The organism is Novipirellula aureliae (genome assembly GCF_007860185.1).
GTDB classification, from domain to species: Bacteria; Planctomycetota; Planctomycetia; order Pirellulales; family Pirellulaceae; genus Novipirellula_A; species Novipirellula_A aureliae.
The window spans coordinates 798,464-816,134 of the sequence record NZ_SJPY01000001.1; the positions used below are offsets into that span (position 1 = coordinate 798,464).

A 17,671-nucleotide genomic window follows, 5' to 3' on the forward strand; every position below is an offset into this window, starting at 1 on the left:
GTAGTGGATCTTGTTAAAGATCCTATCGCCGGAGGAAACGTCCCGTGCGTTTTTTAGTATAGAGCGTGCGGCCCGTTGGGCACGCGGTTGAACGGGAAGAGTAACACGTCACATGGGTATTGGTTCTAAGTATGAGAGTTCTGCTAGTCGAAGACGAAGAAGATCTTTCCGCGATCATTTGTGCTGCCCTTGGAGAGCGGGGGATTCAAGTGGACGCTTCGTTGGACGGTCAGGATGGATTGCTCAAAGCGGCAACGGTCGATTATGACGCGGTGATCTTGGACTTGATGCTTCCGGTGCTTGACGGGTACACCGTTTTGAAACGCCTGCGAGCGACGAAAAAGACGCCGGTTTTGATGTTGACCGCCAGGGATTCGACGGACGATAAGGTCACGCTGCTCAATGAAGGCGCAGACGACTATCTGACCAAGCCTTTTATGATCGATGAACTAGCCGCTCGAATTCGTGCCATTGTGCGTCGCTCCACTGGCGAGCCTTCCCCACTGATTTGCATCGGCAACGATCTTCGAATCGACACGATCGATCGCCGCGTTACTTGTGGTGGACAACTCGTCGAATTGACTCCCACGGAATACTCCATTCTGCACTTGTTGGCAACTCATGCGGACCGTATCGTCACTCGGCAAATGATCTACGATCGAATCTACGGCGACCGAGATTCTGGCAGTTCCAATACGATCGAAGTCTATCTCTCGAACCTTCGCAAGAAGGTCGGCAAGGAACGGATCGAAACCCACCGTCGTAATGGATACACCCTTCGTGCGTAAGTCATTGCGATGGAAACTACTGGCGTGGTATCTCGGTCTGATCGCGTTGATGGCCTGCATCTTTAGTGCATTGACCGTGTTGACCATTCGGCATGAACTTGAACAGGATGCCGTGCAAGGGCTCAGCGAAAAAGCAATCTCGCTTTCTCGGGTGATCGAGTATGAGGAAGATGGGCAGTTCAGTGTGGATTTATCGCACCAGCAACTCGAATCGTTTGCTGCCGAATATCCGGCGGGGCCTTACTACCGAATCTGGGACTCGCAGCGTCGTGTCGTCGATTGTTCTTCCCCCGCGATACCCTCGGATTATCCGCCACAGACGGGGACGAGATGGGTTTCCGATCAAGTGGAGGTGATCATCGACGGGCCGGCTCAATCAAGGATTTTGGTGGGGCATGCCTTCGAGACTGAGCAGGCTCAGATCCGACGATTGATACTGACCTGTGTAGGGGTGGCAACCGTCACAATCCTCGTCATGCTTGCGGGCGGTTGGTGGATGATCGGACAAATGCTGAAGCCGATTGATCGTATCAGCGCGGCGGCTGCCCGAGTGACGGAGTCAAATATCTCCGAACGGATTCGTACCGAAAAGATGGAATCGGAATTCTTACTTCTCTCGAATACCTTCAACGGCACGCTTGACCGTTTGGAAGATGCCTTTCGACGGCAGAACCACTTTACGGCCGATGCCTCTCATGAACTACGAACGCCACTTTCGATCTTGCTGGCCCAATGTGAGCATGTCTTGAACGCCGAGCGTACCCCCGCGGAATACCGACAAGCGATCGAAACGATCCAACATGCTGCAACGCGAATGAAGTCTTTGGTGGAATCGTTGCTGATTCTCGCTCGAGCCGATGCCGAACAAGCAGCAATGAAATCCGAATGCTATTGGTTGGACCAAGTCGTGCAAAGAGCGTGTGAATTTGTTGAACCGCTTGCCCAACCGAAAGACATTTCGATTGTGAAAAAGCTAGAACGCACGAGAGTGAAAGGCGACCCGGAATGGTTTGCGAAAGCCGTGATAAACTTATTGACCAACGCGATCAACTACAATCGCGACCAAGGGACGGTCACCGTCTCGGTGTGCCAAGACGCAAGGGACGCTCGGCTGATTGTTTGTGATAGCGGCATTGGGATTAGCGAAGACAATCTCGGACGGATCTTTGACCGATTTTTTCGTGTCGACCCCGCACGTCCGTTTCGTTCGGTAGGCGGGACCGGATTGGGGCTTCCCATCACCCAGTGGATCGTCGAATCGCAGGGGGGCAAGATCGCGGTGGAAAGTTGTTTGGAAAAGGGGACGACGTTCACGATCACGTTACCCCGCTCCGCTTGAATCGTCGCGAAACGCAAATTGTCGCGAAACGCATTCCACGCAGCGATCGATCGTCCCAGCCAACAAGCCAACAAGCCAACAAGCCAACCATGGTGCCTGGGACGGCGTTGGGACTGCCAGTCGTCGGCATCAAGGCGGGACGCACGTCTTGATGGTCGACGGTGCGGTCAGGTTTATCACCGATTCGATCCACGCAGGCAACCGTGCACGCCCATGGATTCCGTTCCGTTCTTTGTGGAGTGTGTTCCTGCGTTACTATTTCTGCCTACTCTTGTTGACTACAATGCTTGGAGGCTGTGCTCGTTCGGCGGAGCCCAAGGCCATCACTTTGACCCCAGACGGGTGGCTTTGATGGAGGCGAGTCTCTCGGAGACTTGCAAATTCTGGGGCGTCCGCCTCGGAGAGACGGATCGACGGGCCATCGTGTTCCCAGACGCGAGCCTGGGATCACTTGTTTTCGATGGAAACAATCACCACCTTATAACCGAACCCCCCCAGTAAAGCTATGAAAAACGCTGCTCACTATTTTCTCTACACATTCGCGATTTTCTTAACCACCCATTCGGTCAAGCCGGCAATCTTGGCATCCGAAGTGACGACCGAGAAACGGCCAAACGTAGTTGTTTTCCTCGTTGATGACTTGGGTTACATGGACATCGGTGCGAACAATCCCGATTGTTTTTACGAAACCCCCAACGTCGACGGTCTTTCCCAATCGGGAATGCGATTCACCGACGGTTATGCTGCAAATCCGGTTTGCTCACCAACTCGCTATAGCTTGATGACAGGAAAATATCCGACACGTGTGCAATCAACCAACTTTTTCTCTGGGAAACGCGGCGGCACGTTCAATCCCGCGCCGCTGAATGACAACATGGCTGTCGAAGAAATGACGATTGCGGAGGTGCTCAAGGAAAAAGGCTACGCCACGTTTTTTGCGGGGAAATGGCATCTGGGCGAAAGTGAGGAGTACTATCCGCAAAACCAAGGATTCGATGTGAATGTTGGTGGCTACAGCCGAGGCGGACCCTACTCGGGCAATAGGTACTTCGCACCGTTCAAAAACCCTCAAATGGAAGTGGAAAGCCCCGAAGGAGTCCACTTGCCGGATCGCTTGGCACGAGACACGGCTGCATTTATTGAAGAACACAAAAACGAGCCCTTCCTGGCTTATCTGGCATTCTACTCAGTGCACACACCACTGATGGGGCGGCCCGACTTGGTTGCCAAGTACAAAGAGAAGGCCGCATCGATCACCGGCAAAGAATTTGCCCAGGAAGAGCAGGTCTTTGGAAAAGCGGTCCGAAAGGTACGCGTCCTGCAAAATCATGCGGTGTATGCAGCAATGGTCGAAGCGATGGACCAAGCGGTTGGGAAAGTTTTACAGCAGTTAAAGGACTCTGGGGTCGAAGACAACACGATTGTAATCTTCACTTCCGACAACGGTGGGCTGTCGACTTCCGAAGGCACGCCGACGAGCAACCTGCCGCTCCGTGGTGGCAAGGGTTGGGTCTACGAAGGTGGTATTCGTGAACCGTGGATTGTTCGCTATCCAGGCGTCACGAAACCGGGCTCCATTTCCGCTGAGCCAATCTGTTCCATCGATTTGTTGCCCACGGTCGCATCGGCCGCTGGTGCTGAGATACAACAAACGGTTGACGGGATCGATATCCGACCGGCACTCGAAGGGGGAACGCTCGATCGCGATGCATTGTTTTGGCATTATCCACACTACAGTAACCAAGGTGGTATTCCAGGCGGCGCCATTCGCGTCGGAAAGTACAAACTGTTTGAACGCTATGAAGATGGTCGCGTACATCTTTACGATCTTGACGCGGACATCAGCGAAACCAACGATCTTGCGGAGAAAATGCCCGAGCGTGTTGAGCAGATGCGGAAACGATTGCACCAGTGGTACCACAGCGTCGACGCCAAGTTTCTACAGCCAAAAGATGGCAAGCAACCGTGGAATCCAAACGCGATGTAGACCACACTTTGACGAACCTTTCCGAAGAGAATCCCGAGATCGTAAAACGCTGAGCAGCCATTTCCGAGAAAGCCGAAACAGAAGGCTGCACGCGGTTGTAAGGCTGAGGGGGTTGTGTCTTTGGGATCGACACACCCACAAGCTTGCGCAGGTTCTAGTCTCGGTAGAGACGGGATGCTTTCGCCTCGGATGTAAGTCCGAGGTTGGTACTTACCTTTTCCATGCGGAAACAACCGCACGCACTGGAGCGGGGTCGCCTTCGATTGTTCTCGTTTCGTCGTTCGGATCCAAGAAATCGTTGAGCGATTCGAAGGTCATCATCTCGGTCCGCCTTTGCTCTTGATCGGTCGTCTTGCTGATGTCAATCACTTCGATCTTGACAAAGCCGGTCCGCATCAACCACCGAGTCAACATACTAATCGAAGGAATGAACCAAACATTTTTCATTTTGGCATAGCGGCCGCTTGGAACCAAAACGGTCTCGGTATCCGATTCGACAATCAGGGTTTCCAAGATGAGTTGGCCTCCCGATTTGAGTGAACCTGCTAAGGTTTGCAAATGGTCGATCGGACTCGTTCGATGATACAGCACACCCATTGAAAAGGTCGTGTCGAATGCTTCGAGCCGTGGCGGTAAATCGGTGTCGGCGAGTGGCAGGATGAAATGACGTTCCGGTTTTTCGGCGTAGCGGCGGACGACTTCGAATTGCATAATGTAAAGCAAGTACGGATCACATCCAATCACGAGGTCGGCACCGGCGGACAGCATTCGCCATCCGTAATAGCCATTGCCGCAGCCGATATCGAGTACGGTTTTCGCGTTCAAATCGATCGCCGATGCAATCCGTTGCCACTTGATATCTGAACGCCATTCGGTATCGATCGGGATGCCAAAGAACTCAAAGGGCCCCTTTCGCCAAGGGTGAAACGCCATCAGAGTTTCTCGCAGGTCTGGCTTTCCAATCTCTCCTGAAACAATCACCGTGTCGTTGTCCGCGTCGATCGATGCGTTCGCACAATCAGGCAATTTGGACCAGGCTCGCTTCCAGCGATCAAGGTTGCCGTTTTTGGACGGATAGAAACGATCGGCGCACAACGCATCGATTTGATCCGACCACCCTGACAAATCACGCTCCGCTAAAAGGGCTTTCAAATCGCTTCGATCAAATAGTGTCATCGCGATTCAACATCCTTAACGGCTAAGATGGAAGCAAAGTTGAAGCATTGGAACCAGGGGGCCACACAGCCAAAACCTGCTTCGCGGAGCCGTTCGTGATGAGTCTCCATCGTCTCGGGACGCAAGCGGTTTTCCAGTGCGGTCCGCTTTTGCGAGATCTCTAAATCGCTGTATCCATTGGCACGTTTGAAGTCATGATGCAGATCATTGAGCAGCGATTGTCTGGCCGGATCGTCAAAACCGATTTTTTCAGATAACAGCAATGCACCGCCGGGAAGAAGGGCTTGGTAGATCGAATTGATCAGTTCGCCACGCTTTTCGATGTCGATAAACTGAAGGGTCAGATTCAATACCACGAACGAAGCGTTCGTCATCGGGAAACCGCAAATGTCGGCATGATGCACGATGACATCACAAACATCGTCGCTACGGGGGGAATTCGCCAATTCGATTTTCAGCCGCTGCACCATCGCTTCGGCATTGTCGACTCCATGGATGACACAGTCGGTCGGAGACTGACGCCGCATCAGCAACGTCGCTGCGCCCAACGAGCACCCCAGGTCGTAGACGTTCGTCGCGGGTCGAACAAACCGGTAGGATAATTGTTCGATCATCGATAAAATCGACGCATAACCAGGCACCGAGCGAGCGATCATGTCGGGAAATACGTCGACGACCGCTTCATCAAACGTGAAGTCCCCTACCCGATCGTGGGGGAGACGGTAAATCTGGTCTCGTTTGGGTATCATTGATTTTTTGTTCGAGATTCGTTGTGTAAGCGTTGAAGTTGCGTAGGAAGGGACAGCTGGTGGTAGGCAAAACGCGATCACCTACGCGTCAACTTAACAACCTCTCCCGAGCGAAGCTTGGGGGAGGTCGAACAAATGCATGCCTGCTTGGGTAGGGGCGGGCCTACCAACCCGCCCCAGCGGAGAGCATAACATTTTAGTCCCGCAAGCTGGAAGCTTAGGCGACTTGAGACCGGTTGACCAAAATCTCGCTTGGTGGGAAGTTATCGGGCTGAAAATATTGTGAATATTTTGTTCCGTTTCCTCCCTCAACTATGGCTTTGGCGATCGTGTCAGATACTGTTTCCGTAAAAAATGCTCTGATTAGCGTAAGTGACAAAATGGGCCTTGCCGATTTCGCCCACTCGCTGCAAGAAATGGGCGTTGCCCTTTACAGCACGGGTGGGACGCGAAAGCATCTCGAGGAGTCGGGCGTCGAAGTTCATGACGTCGCCGACTACACCGGTTTCCCTGAAATGATGGATGGACGGGTCAAGACGCTGCACCCCAAAGTATTCGGCGGAATTCTTGGGATTCGAGACCGCGAGGACCACGTTGCCAGCATGGAAAAGCATGGCATGATTTCTTTCGATATGGTCGTCGTCAACCTCTACCCGTTCGAAGCGACCGCGGCCCGTAGCGGTGTCAGTCGCGAGGAATGCGTCGAGCAAATCGATATCGGTGGTCCAAGTTTGGTGCGGGCTGCGGCGAAGAATCACCGTGATGTCGCCATCATTACAAGTTCGGAGCAGTACAGCAGGGTGCTCGCCGAACTGCACGAAAACGACGGCACGAGCCTGAAAACACGGCAAACCTTGGCGGCGGAAGCGTTCGAGCATACCGCCTGTTACGATCGAGCGATCGCCGACTACATGCGCGGCGATTCGATGTCAGGCGACTTCCCCACGTCGATGCACCTGACGCTTAAGCGTAAGGCTCATCTGCGTTACGGCGAAAATCCACACCAACGGGCTGCGCTGTACAGCGATCCCTCGGTCAAAGGTGCCAACCTGGTTTCCGCTCGTCAAATCAGCGGCAAGGAATTGTCTTACAACAACTATTTGGACCTCGACGCCGCCTTGGAAATTGTGCGTGGGTTTGCCGAGCCAGCGGTTTCGGTGATGAAACACAACAACCCCTGCGGTGCCGCAACCGGGGCGAAGCTCAGCATTGCATGCCGCAAAGCGTTGGCAGGCGACCCCTTAAGTGCGTTTGGTTCCGTTTTGGGTTTCAATCGAACGGTCGACGTCGAGACAGCCGAACTTCTCTGTGAGCCAGGCTTATTCATTGAAGCGATTGTTGCTCCCGATTTCGAAGCGAGCGCGGTTGGCTTGTTGACCACCCGTCCACGATGGAAGGATAACGTTCGGCTGATGCAAGTCGGCCGTCTCGACACGCTTGGTGCAACGATCCAGCGGCGATTTATCAGCGGCGGGATGCTCGCCCAGGACGCTGACCGGATGTCCAGTTCCCCGTTGCAGTGGAAAACGGCCACCGACTGCCAGGTCGACGATGAACTTTGGGACGACATCTCATTCGCTTGGGAAATGGTACGTCACGTCAAGAGCAACGCGATTGTGTTGGCTAGAGAAGCGGCGCTTATCGGTGTCGGAGCGGGTCAAATGAGCCGTGTCGATAGTGTCGAAATCGCGATTGAAAAAGCGGGCGATCGTGCGAAAGGTTCCGTTCTGGCTTCGGATGCATTTTTCCCGTTCCCCGATTCGATCGAAGCGGCTGCGGAAGCAGGCGTCATCGCGATCGTCCAACCGGGCGGCTCTCGCCGTGATAACGAGGTGATCGCCGCTTGCAACGAACATGACATTCCCTTGATCCTGACCGGACGGCGACACTTCAAACATTGATGACCATTCTCGATAAGATTCTCGTGGAAACGCGGCAAGCGATTTGCCGCGATCAAGCGAAGCGAAGTAGCCAAGAATTGGAAGCGGCGATCCAAAGGTTGCCGCCTTGTCGCGATTTCCATGCTGCGTTGGCAGCCGGAAACCAGGTTCAACTGATTGCCGAAGTGAAACGTGCGAGCCCCTCGGCAGGATTGATCCGCAGCGATTTTGATCCAGTCGAGATCGCAAGGTGTTACGCGGAATCAGGAGCCGCCTGCATCAGCGTTTTGACCGACGAAGCCTTCTTTCAAGGTTCGCTCGAGTATCTAAAAGCGATCCGCCGCGAAGTCGATGTGCCGCTGCTGAGAAAGGATTTTATTATCGACCGCTACCAATTGCTGCAAGCTCGTGAAGCGGGCGCCGACTGTGTGCTGTTGATCGCGGAATGCTTGACCGCCAGCGAATTAATGGAGCTTCATGGTCAGGCACTCGAATTGGGGCTACAAACTCTGATCGAGTTGTTTGAGCCTGGTAACCTGGAGGCCGTCTTGGCAACCGAGACGCGGTTGGTGGGGATCAACAACCGCGACTTAAAGACGTTTCATACCGATTTAGAGCATGCAATTCGGATGAGAAAACGCGTGCCGAAGAATCGTTTGCTGGTCGGCGAAAGTGGCATTCGTACTCATGCCGATGTGCTGCGACTCGGGGAAGCGGGTATTAAAGCGATCTTGGTCGGTGAATCGCTGATGCGGCAACCCGATATTCGCTTGGCAACCAAGACGCTACTTGGTGGGTAGTGTCAACGTTCGGTCGAAGAACGCTCGCATCTCTTCACGGGTTTTTGGATTCAGAAAAGCCATTGCATGGCCTTGGTCGGGTAAACGAGTCAATCCGCAGCTGGCGCCCGCCTTCTGCATCGCTTCACGAAACGCAACACTGGTTTGAATCGGCACCAACAGGTCCGATTCACCATGGATGATGTGGACGGGGGGATCGTCTTTTGAAACGTATGCGATTGGCGAGGCGGCTTCATAGGCACTTGGTTTTTCGCGACGGGATCCTCCAAAGAAGAATGCCAAGGTGGTATTGTCGAGTGGCAAATCACGGAAGTCACATGGCGGCCCGCCAACACAAGCCGCACGAAAGGTTGGTAGTTGTCCCCAACGCGAATCGTCGGCGGGCCAATGGCTGCTCGCCAATTTCGCTGCAGCCGATTCATCTTGAAGCGATGAAACCATCAGCGACAAATGCCCTCCGGCGGAATAGCCAAATAACCCCAAACGATCGACGTCAAAGTGGAAGCGTCCGGAGTTTTGCTTCACCCAAAGAGCCGCTTGCCGTACGTCGTCCACCTGAGTGGGAAAAGGGTACTCGGGAGCAAGCCGGTAATTGATCGTGACGGCGGCATAACCGTGCTGAGCCAAAAAACGCGAATAGCTTTGGATCACCCACTTGCTGCCGCTCATCCAGGCACCTCCGTGAATGACGATCACCGTTGCAAAGCCATTTTTGGGTGGGTCGCCCTGCGGGGTATAAACATCGCACAAACCAGCGCGGCCCTCGCTGTCACTGTATCGCTCGTTAAGAAACGAATGGAGCGACGACGGACCTTCGGCCTGGACGAACGCCGTGCTCGAGCCAACGAGTGCTGAAACGAGCAGGAAAACCGTGGGTGTCAGGCTGGGCCGCAACAGGTTGTTTTGAAGAGTCATTGAGCTTTTTTGTTTATTAGGCTTTTTAGGTGATCGCCTCGACTTGACGGTTTACCGCGTGGGCAAGTTACCGCGTGGGCAAGTTACCGGGTGGGCAAGGTCTCAAGCGATTTGCTGTGCTCGGCACGCGGTTTAACGGGAAAATGCTTCAGGATCTTTAGCAAGATCCAATACCGTGGAATGGAAAAGATCGTAAACAGGGGAGGTGGGAGATATTGCCTCCTGGACGTATAATAGGAACCTTGTCGAGAGTCTGTCATGTCGTATTTTTCTGAAAAGTTTCCGTATGCCAACCGAGCTGAGTTCCGTACCTGAAGCCGTCGAGGCGATTCGCCGGGGCGAAGTCATCATCGTCGTCGATGCTGAAGACCGTGAAAATGAGGGTGATTTCGTGTGTGCCGCAGAAAAGGCGACACCCGAGAACGTCAATTTCATGCTTTCAGGTCGTGGCCAACTGTGTGTCCCCATTTTGCCCGAAGATTGCAAACGGTTGGATTTATCCGCGATGGTGCCCAACAATGACGCACCGCTCAAAACCGCGTTTATGACGCCCATCGATATTCGAACGGCAAAAACCGGCATCACGGCACCTGAAAAGAGCGAGACCATTTTGAAGATGATTGCGGACGATTGTTCCGCAGACGATTTCGTTCGCCCTGGACACGTGTACCCGCTCCTTGCCAAAGAAGGAGGTGTGCTGCGTCGTGCTGGTCACACCGAAGCAGCGGTCGATTTGGCCCGCATGGCTGGACTGAAGCCTGCTGGCGTCGTTTGCGAAATCCTCGACGAGTCTGGCGACCGAGCTTCACGCGACGGGCTTTCTGAGATCGCCAAAAAACACAACTTGAAAATTATCAGTATCGAACAATTGATCGCTCACCGCCGAGTCAGCGAAAAGCTGATCAGCCGAGCTGCCGAAGCAACCGTGCCAACAATGTACGGCGGTTTCCAGGTCATTTGTTATGCGGTCCAGTATGAAAACCAAACGCCAATCGCATTAACGTACGGCGATCTGACCGCCCCAGGACCGCCACCACTGGTGCGAATGCATAGCAGTTGTTTCACCGGTGATTTGATCGGTTCACTTCGCTGCGATTGTGGTGACCAATTGCACATCGCTTTGGATATGATCAGTAAAGAGGGTCGCGGCGCATTGGTCTATCTGCCCCAGGAAGGACGCGGAATCGGGCTCGTGCAAAAGATGCGTGCCTATGCGCTTCAAGATAAAGGACTCGATACCGTCGAAGCCAATCATGCACTTGGGTTCAAAGCCGATATGCGAGACTATGGTATTGGGCTGCAAGTGTTGAAAGATCTCGGACTGCACGAAATCCGGTTGCTAACCAACAATCCCAAGAAAACCGAAGCGTTCAACCTACGCGGATTCGACCTTCGCGTCGTCGATCAAGTGCCGATCATTCCGGACGTCAATGAATTTAACAAACGCTATCTCGACACGAAGCGAGAAAAGATGGGCCACAAACTGCCGATCCGGTAGTAGCGGATGCGGCTTCAGCCGTAGCGAAAGTCACCAAGATTTTCGGCTTTCGGACGTTTGGTTGACCGTTGCCGAAACGCTTGGCGAGTTTCGCTACAAAAACGCAGAGCCCCACCGAGGCTGAAATGAGTGCTATCACTTCAGCAGTCACCTGCGTTGAGGCAGGGTAGAGTGGAGATTAGCTATTTCGTCAGTTCGAATTAGAATGAAGTCACAAGGGGTAGAAGAGACTCTCATGCCGCCATCCACCACAGCCCCATCGCCGTCGCCCGCCCGTCGTGAAAAATCGGCCACCAATCCGAGTCCGTCATTCGATGCGATTTCGGAATTGGTGGAGTCGCGGATTGCCGAGGCGCAGAATGCACTTTGGTGGGCGGAGCTGACGCGGGTTGGTTTAAAGACATTGCTCGGTGCTCTCGTCGGTGTGTTGCTATTTGTCGTCATCGATCAATGGATCTATTCGCCTGGAATCTTGCTACGAGTTGGCTGGTTCGGCGCTTGGTTGGTTTGGATGGGTTGGATGATTTTCTCGCGGATCATCCCGGTTCTTAGCGGGACCATTTGCCCCGAATACGCCGCGCGGTCGCTCGAACGCGATACGCCTGAAATGCGACAAGAACTGACCAGCTATGTCATGCTGCGGGACCAACGAAGCGATGCGGGGCTTCGCGGTAAAATCGTCCGGTCGGTTGGTGCCCACGCGGCTGGCCGACTAAAACAAAACGATCGATTGCCGAGCGAAGCGACAGGGACGATTGTGTGGTGGTTGGCCACCGCGGCGACCCTAGCGTTGTTCCTTGTCTATGCCGTCGTATCGCCCAAGAGTACGCTGCAATCGGCTAGCCGACTTGTCATGCCAGCCGCCTCGATTGCTCCAGCGAAACGAGTGGCTATCACGGATGTTCAACCTGGTGACGCCGAGGTCATGGCCGGACGAAACGTCGCCATCTCTGCAAGGGTTACTGGACTTTCTGACGATCAAAACGCCTGGTGCCGATACCGAGTAGGCCAGCAATCGCGAGAGATTCAGCTGCTTCTCAATGCCGATACAGACCGCTTTGTCGCGGAGTTGCCTCTCGATTTTTCGAGTATCGGACACGCTTCGAGTAGCGACATTGAATACGTGATCGCCGCGGGCGATGATCTAGCAGGACCGTTTCGATTGTCAATCGACGATGTGCCGGTCGTCGCGATCGAGTCGGTCTACTATGAACCGCCAAGCTACGTCGGGAAGGCCCCCCATTCGCTGACCAGTCCCATTATCCGCGGACTCGATGGAACACGCGTCACTCTACGTGTCCGTACCAACCGAGCGGTCGAGCGAGCAGTGGTCCAATTCAACCCAAAACCGCTCGGTAATATTGTGCAAGCGACCGCCGGTGTGACCGAGATGAAGCTTGACGATGCCGGAACATTGGCGACGGTATCGTTTCCACTGCGACATGTCAAAGGTCGATCCGCAGCAGTGCAATTGGAACAATACCGTATCGTCGTTCGGGATGAATCCGGACAAACCAATCCTGATCCGATCATCTATCCGATCGACGTGATCGCTGACTTGGCACCCGAAATCACGATTGTGATGCCTCAGCAAACCCCGAAAGACCTTCCGATCGATGCTCAGCAAGTGATCGAAGTCCACGCCGCCGATGCCGATTTTGGATTGAGCCAAATCGAGTTGGAAGTCCGACGCGGGATCGACGTCGTCTCGCGGCCGGTTCTCTGGGAAGACACGACAGGAGCAAAAGGGAACCAGGTCGCAGAGTATCGCTTCCGTCCTCTCGAGCATTTCTTGCGAGAAGGCGATTCCGTTGAGATTACTGCGATTGCAACCGACAACCGAAGTGACCGACACGATCCGTTGGTTGAACCCAACGTTACCCGTACGGGAGAAATCGTTTTACGGATTACTCAAAGTGAACCGCTCGATGACGATCCTCAGGGAAACGATGGAATGTCCGCAACGGATGACGAACCCGCATCCAATCGAAATGATTCGAAGCAGCAAGAAGCTGGCACGCAGAGTGGCGGTTCGGGAGGAAGTGGTGGCGATGAAGCGACCAAACAAAAGAGCGGCGAACATGAAGGTGGTGGGCAAGGTAGTGGCCAAAGCCAAGGAGATCAGCAGCAGAACGACCAACCGCAACAAGGTGGAAAACAAGAAAGCGGAGAGCAACAAGGCGGAGAGCAGCAAGGTGGTGAGCAGCAAGGTGGAGAGCAACAAGGCGGAGAGCAGCAAGGTGGTGAGCAGCAAGGCGGTGAACAGCAAGGTGGTGAGCAGCAAGGTGGGGAGCAGCAAGGTGGAGAGCAACAGGGTGGAGAGCAACAGGGTGGTGAGCAACAAGGTGGTGAGCAACAAGGCGGTGAGCAGCAAGGTGGAGAGCAACAGGGTGGAGAGCAGCAAGGTGGTGAGCAGCAAGGTGGTGAGCAACAGGGCGGTGAGCAGCAAGGTGGAGAGCCACAACCGATGGGAGATGGGCAGCAAGGCTCAAATGAAAATCTTCAAGGCGACGCGTCCTCTTCTGCCGAAGACTCGCAATCGAAAGAACCACCCAAACATGATGGCGAAGCATTTGAACGAATACGCGACTATCTGAACAAGAAGAGGCAGGCCGAGCAAAACGGGTCTGCGGGTGAACCACAAACGCAAGAGGATCAACAACAAAATTCAACCGCTGGTCCGTCGGGAGATCAAAACGCGGCAAATCAAGGAAGTCAATCGCAACAGAACGACGAAGGTCGTCGAGGCGACAACCAATCCAACCAAGAACCGCTCAGCGATCAACAAGATGGCAAATCGGGTGAATCGTCAAACGATGGTTCTGGCGTCAACCAACCAAATGGCGAAACTGAAAACGGAACGTCAGACCAGCAATCGGATTCGGATGGTTCGACGTGGACGGAAAATGAACAGAGTCAGGGTAGCGGTGAGGCAGGCGACGAGGGCGCCTCTGCCACCGATTCTGAAAGAAAAGACAGCCAAGATCACGAAGCGGGCAGCGAGGACGGAAACCAAGACGGTTCCAATCAAGAAGGACAGGGGCAAGAGGGACAGGGGCAAGAAGGACAGGGCCAAGAAGGACAGGGCCAAGAAGGACAGGGGCAAGAAGGCGAAGGGACACAAAACAATAGCGAAGGCGCAGACAGTGATTCGGGCGAAAACAGGAATGAGAGCAACGAGGGAACGGAAGCGAAAGGTGGTGATAGCGAAGGCTCACCGAGCGAAAACTCCGCTTCTTCACCACCAAATTCCGATCAAACTCCGCCGCCCACCGATCGATCTTCCTCCTCGCAAGGGAGCAGCGGTAATGGAACAGGCACGGAGCTGGGCGAGAATTCCACGCTTAGTGAACCGCCACCTGCACCCGATCCCATTGATTTGGAGTACGCCAAAAAGGCGACTGACATGGTTCTCGACTACCTCGATGAAACCCGTGAAGCTCCCGATCAAGAGTTGCTAGAGGATCTGAAATGGAGCGAGCAAGACTTGAAGCAGTTTGCAGATCGCTGGAAAGACGCCCGCGAAATGGCGCCGTCGCAAGCGGCGGATTCCGATAGACAGCGAGACTTACAAGAAGCACTCGAAAGCCTGGGGCTTCGCCCACCCACGCAGACAACCAACCGCAGGCAAGAGAACGCGGATACCCTTGGTGGGATCAAAGATTCGGGCAATCGCACGCCACCGCCTGCCGCCTACCGAGACGCCTTCGAATCATTTCGAAGGGCAATTGGTCGAAAAACGCCGTAGGGCGTCAAAAACAATGGCGTTCAATCAATGAATTGAGTTCGTTGGTCGAATGAACCGCACCGACGATCGTCGTTCTCGGAAACATTAGCTTGGGAATTGTCCCCGAACCAGCTCGCTGGTACAGCTGAACATGCTTATTGATGAATTCGGTCGGGATGGAACTTGCAAGCATGGCATTGAGCTCATCACGATCAACGATCGTAAAGGCGCGTTGGAGCGCTTGGTTGTAGGTTGGTCTCGATTCAAAAAGGAAATCATGGAAGCCACTAAAGGCAGCCCGATCGACGGCCCACACAGCGATCGACAACTTCGCTAAATCGCACGCTTCGGAACTGGCCGCTCTGGTCGACGACACCGTTGGGTTGCATTTTCCATCCATCGGTACTGGCAAACTCAGCACAGCCAAGCGATCACCATACGTCATTTTCGCACCCTTAATCGATTGATGGGTTTCTCGGCAATGCGAGCAAGTGTAGTCGAATAGTTCAACAAAGACTTTCTCTGCATCGGGATTGCCTATCATTGGCCAGGCTGATGTATCAAGCTTGACATTGCTCAATACGACCGCCTTTCGAGGCGATTTCTGGGCAGCGTTGTCTTCAGCAAACATCACGTTGGCTGGGCCTAACAAGAAGCAAAGGGCCGCAATGCAAAGCCCAAAATTACGGAAATCGGTACGAGGCCATTTGGATGTAATCATCGGGACTCCAGCGTGATGAATGGTTCGGGACGATATGTTGTGCATGTAAGTCGTCGAGTTTTAAAGACGTCAGAATGTGGCTTTCACCCGACTGCAGATTGCGTACCACCAATTATAGGTCACAGTTTATTGTGACGACTGTGAAATATATGTCCGTTTTAAAAACAATTCATCTGATGTCCTCACATAGCGGTCGAGTCGGCCTCATAGCGAATTCCAAACGCGTAGAAAAAAAAAGTGGCACAGGCTTCCAGCCTGTGATCGCCAAACCACAGGCTTCCAGCCTGCAATCGCCAAACCACAGGCTGGAAGCCAGTGATCGCCAAACCGCAGGCTGGAAGCCAGTGATCGCCAAACCGCAGGCTGGAAGCCTGCAATTGCCAAATCACAGGCTGGAAGCCAGTGATCGCCAAATCACAGGCTGGAAGCCTGTGCCACACATTGCACATCCGACACTTATGAACCACTCGTTCCTCGCGTCGGTTCGAATGACGTCCTTTTTTCAAACGAACCGTTCGGGTTTTCTGGATTCGAAGGAGACAGATGGAACACTGCTTCTATTCGACTTCCGAAACCAGCGTATTTTCGACGAGCGGGTGGAATGAGGGTGCGTAGAGATCAAAATCGTTATGCGTTCGCCTCCGATTGCTCAGGCTACAGGCGATTTCCATCTCGATTAGACGCGAAAGACGAACCACAGAAAGATCTTCGATCATTTTCACCTTTTGATCTTCATCGAGCTACAGATTGACCTTCTGCACCCGTCTGTGTAGGTTTGGCACGAATGACGCTCGATAGCTGTGCGACAACCCTCATGTTTTTCAACCACAAGGAAACCGATTATGAATGCGACGACCTTTCTCGATCTTGCAACGGAAGTGGATATTCCCGCAGACGGCACGATTAGCAAAACGCTTTACCAGGACGAGCGACTGAAAGTGATTTTGTTTGGTTTCGCTGCAGGCCAAGAACTTTCGGAACATACCGCTGCAGTGCCTGCCATTTTGCAGTTCCTCGACGGAGAAGCCGAAATCACCCTCGGAGAGCAAACGTTGACATCAGGGGCAAACACATTTGTCCATATGGAAGCGAATTTGCCACATAGTATTTCTGCCAAAGTGCCGACTCGAATGTTGCTGTTGCTATTGAAGGGGAAATAGCTCCCGATTATTTATAGCACTCTGCGGTTAAGTTTCTTAACGCCAAAAAAAATTCCAAATTTCTTTTCGCAGGTGTGACCAGACTTGTCACAGGGGTCGCGAACAATGGTCGTAGTTGAGTGATTGGCACTCACGTGGGCTTTTTCAGAGCACACAAACGACGACCTTCTTCGCACGGAAATATGTTCGATGACCCAATTGATGCTTTTTGACGCAGCGACTTCGATCACCGCCCCGACCGTCGCTTTCACCCCAACGGTCGCCGTTCGAAATGAGCAGCCGAAAACGACAGCGACTTTCGAAGAGCCGAAGCAGGGACTCAATCACATGGGCGATTTGGCTCGCTTGGTCTTGATGCGATACGACATGGTTGCCCGCCGCCGAGCCGAGCGAGCCGAAAAGGCGAGGCGGACCACGTTGGATTCCAGGCTTTAGCCGATCTACGAGGCGAGTGGAATCGCCTAAAGGCTGGACTCCAACCTCTACTGGGTCAGTTCGTCAACCGCATCGAGTGGTTTGGTCGCCTTCTGCGAGGCGGCCTTCTGCGACGCGGCCTTTCGGGCGGCCACTTTTTGGGCTTCCGCTCTCGCTTTTGCCTTTTTTCGTGACCTCAGCATCAAATAGGTCATGATCGATCCGAGCAGAAAGCCGATACCGAGGGACAGCAGGATTAGCAAAGAGAGAGAAAGCTGCTGACTGAAGAAAAACAGCTGGATTGTGGTCGGTTCGTTATTTTGAAGCGCGATCGCCAAAGCTACGATCACTGCCAAAATCAAAAAAAACCAACGTATTTTCTGCATCATCCCACGCTTCTCCTCTTTCAAAAAAACATTTGCCAGCAAAAATGCTGGTCATTCATGCTAACGAATGATAGCATAACGGCGTCTGTTTTATCGTTTGTCGTCGCTCGAATTATCAGGGATGTTTTCTC

15 protein-coding genes and 1 pseudogene are annotated in these 17,671 nt (G+C 53.4%); 11 read left to right on the plus strand and 5 right to left on the minus strand.

Annotated elements, in window-relative coordinates:
* The first annotated feature begins 131 nt into the window (after positions 1-131).
* The 4 genes and pseudogenes from Q31b_RS03015 (at position 132) to Q31b_RS03030 (ending at position 4,114) form a co-directional block, all read left to right on the plus strand.
* Positions 132-788: a response regulator transcription factor gene (locus tag Q31b_RS03015; protein ID WP_146598153.1), complete on the plus strand. Its 657-nt coding sequence runs from the start codon at positions 132-134 to the stop codon at positions 786-788.
* On the plus strand, positions 781-2,127 hold the full coding sequence (locus Q31b_RS29550; RefSeq protein ID WP_197170816.1) for a sensor histidine kinase: 1,347 nt from the start codon (positions 781-783) through the stop codon (positions 2,125-2,127). Before Q31b_RS03015 ends, Q31b_RS29550 begins: the two co-directional genes overlap by 8 nt.
* A 22-nt stretch (positions 2,128-2,149) precedes the next feature.
* A pseudogene (locus tag Q31b_RS29555) lies at positions 2,150-2,479 on the plus strand (DUF1559 family PulG-like putative transporter); the annotation flags it as partial.
* 153 nt (positions 2,480-2,632) lie between these two features.
* Positions 2,633-4,114, plus strand: a complete 1,482-nt coding sequence (locus tag Q31b_RS03030) for a sulfatase (protein ID WP_146598155.1) — start codon at positions 2,633-2,635, stop codon at positions 4,112-4,114.
* Between the two features lie 210 nt (positions 4,115-4,324).
* Here the strand turns inward: Q31b_RS03030 and cmoB are convergent, their stop codons facing one another.
* Positions 4,325-5,290: a tRNA 5-methoxyuridine(34)/uridine 5-oxyacetic acid(34) synthase CmoB gene (cmoB, locus tag Q31b_RS03035; protein ID WP_146598156.1), complete on the minus strand. Its 966-nt coding sequence runs from the start codon at positions 5,288-5,290 to the stop codon at positions 4,325-4,327.
* Positions 5,287-6,039, minus strand: a complete 753-nt coding sequence (gene cmoA / locus Q31b_RS03040; RefSeq protein ID WP_146598157.1) for a carboxy-S-adenosyl-L-methionine synthase CmoA — start codon at positions 6,037-6,039, stop codon at positions 5,287-5,289. Before cmoA ends, cmoB begins: the two co-directional genes overlap by 4 nt.
* Before the next feature lie 380 nt (positions 6,040-6,419).
* Between cmoA and purH the strand changes: the two genes are divergently transcribed.
* Complete coding sequence (gene purH / locus Q31b_RS03045; protein WP_231617335.1) at positions 6,420-7,940, plus strand: bifunctional phosphoribosylaminoimidazolecarboxamide formyltransferase/IMP cyclohydrolase; 1,521 nt, start codon at positions 6,420-6,422, stop codon at positions 7,938-7,940.
* Entirely contained in the window at positions 7,940-8,719 is a 780-nt protein-coding gene (gene trpC, locus Q31b_RS03050) for an indole-3-glycerol phosphate synthase TrpC (protein ID WP_146598159.1), read from the plus strand. The genes purH and trpC overlap by 1 nt, the downstream gene beginning before the upstream one ends.
* On the opposite strand, the gene Q31b_RS03055 is transcribed toward trpC, so the two are convergent.
* On the minus strand, positions 8,705-9,634 hold the full coding sequence (locus Q31b_RS03055; protein WP_146598160.1) for an alpha/beta hydrolase: 930 nt from the start codon (positions 9,632-9,634) through the stop codon (positions 8,705-8,707). The two genes, trpC and Q31b_RS03055, sit on opposite strands and share 15 nt — an antisense overlap.
* Positions 9,635-9,920: 286 nt before the next feature.
* On the opposite strand from Q31b_RS03055, the gene ribA reads away from it, so the two are divergent.
* Both ribA and Q31b_RS03065 read left to right on the plus strand, forming a co-directional pair.
* Positions 9,921-11,132 carry a GTP cyclohydrolase II gene (gene ribA, locus Q31b_RS03060; protein WP_146598161.1) on the plus strand — a complete coding sequence of 404 codons (1,212 nt, stop codon included), beginning with the start codon at positions 9,921-9,923 and terminating at the stop codon, positions 11,130-11,132.
* A gap of 235 nt (positions 11,133-11,367) precedes the next feature.
* A complete protein-coding gene (locus Q31b_RS03065; RefSeq protein ID WP_146598162.1) occupies positions 11,368-14,880 on the plus strand; it encodes a hypothetical protein in 3,513 nt (1,170 codons plus the stop codon).
* 4 nt (positions 14,881-14,884) lie between these two features.
* On the opposite strand, the gene Q31b_RS03070 is transcribed toward Q31b_RS03065, so the two are convergent.
* Positions 14,885-15,580: a DsbA family protein gene (locus tag Q31b_RS03070; protein ID WP_197170818.1), complete on the minus strand. Its 696-nt coding sequence runs from the start codon at positions 15,578-15,580 to the stop codon at positions 14,885-14,887.
* 131 nt (positions 15,581-15,711) lie between these two features.
* On the opposite strand from Q31b_RS03070, the gene Q31b_RS03075 reads away from it, so the two are divergent.
* From Q31b_RS03075 to Q31b_RS03085, 3 genes are all read left to right on the plus strand, one after another.
* Positions 15,712-16,185, plus strand: a complete 474-nt coding sequence (locus tag Q31b_RS03075) for a hypothetical protein (protein WP_231617264.1) — start codon at positions 15,712-15,714, stop codon at positions 16,183-16,185.
* Between the two features lie 237 nt (positions 16,186-16,422).
* Entirely contained in the window at positions 16,423-16,740 is a 318-nt protein-coding gene (locus Q31b_RS03080; protein WP_146598165.1) for a cupin domain-containing protein, read from the plus strand.
* Between the two features lie 189 nt (positions 16,741-16,929).
* Positions 16,930-17,175, plus strand: coding sequence for a hypothetical protein (locus tag Q31b_RS03085; RefSeq protein WP_146598166.1), 246 nt, complete (start codon positions 16,930-16,932; stop codon positions 17,173-17,175).
* Between the two features lie 47 nt (positions 17,176-17,222).
* On the opposite strand, the gene Q31b_RS03090 is transcribed toward Q31b_RS03085, so the two are convergent.
* On the minus strand, positions 17,223-17,543 hold the full coding sequence (locus Q31b_RS03090) for a lipopolysaccharide assembly protein LapA domain-containing protein (RefSeq protein ID WP_146598167.1): 321 nt from the start codon (positions 17,541-17,543) through the stop codon (positions 17,223-17,225).
* Positions 17,544-17,671: the final 128 nt, after the last annotated feature.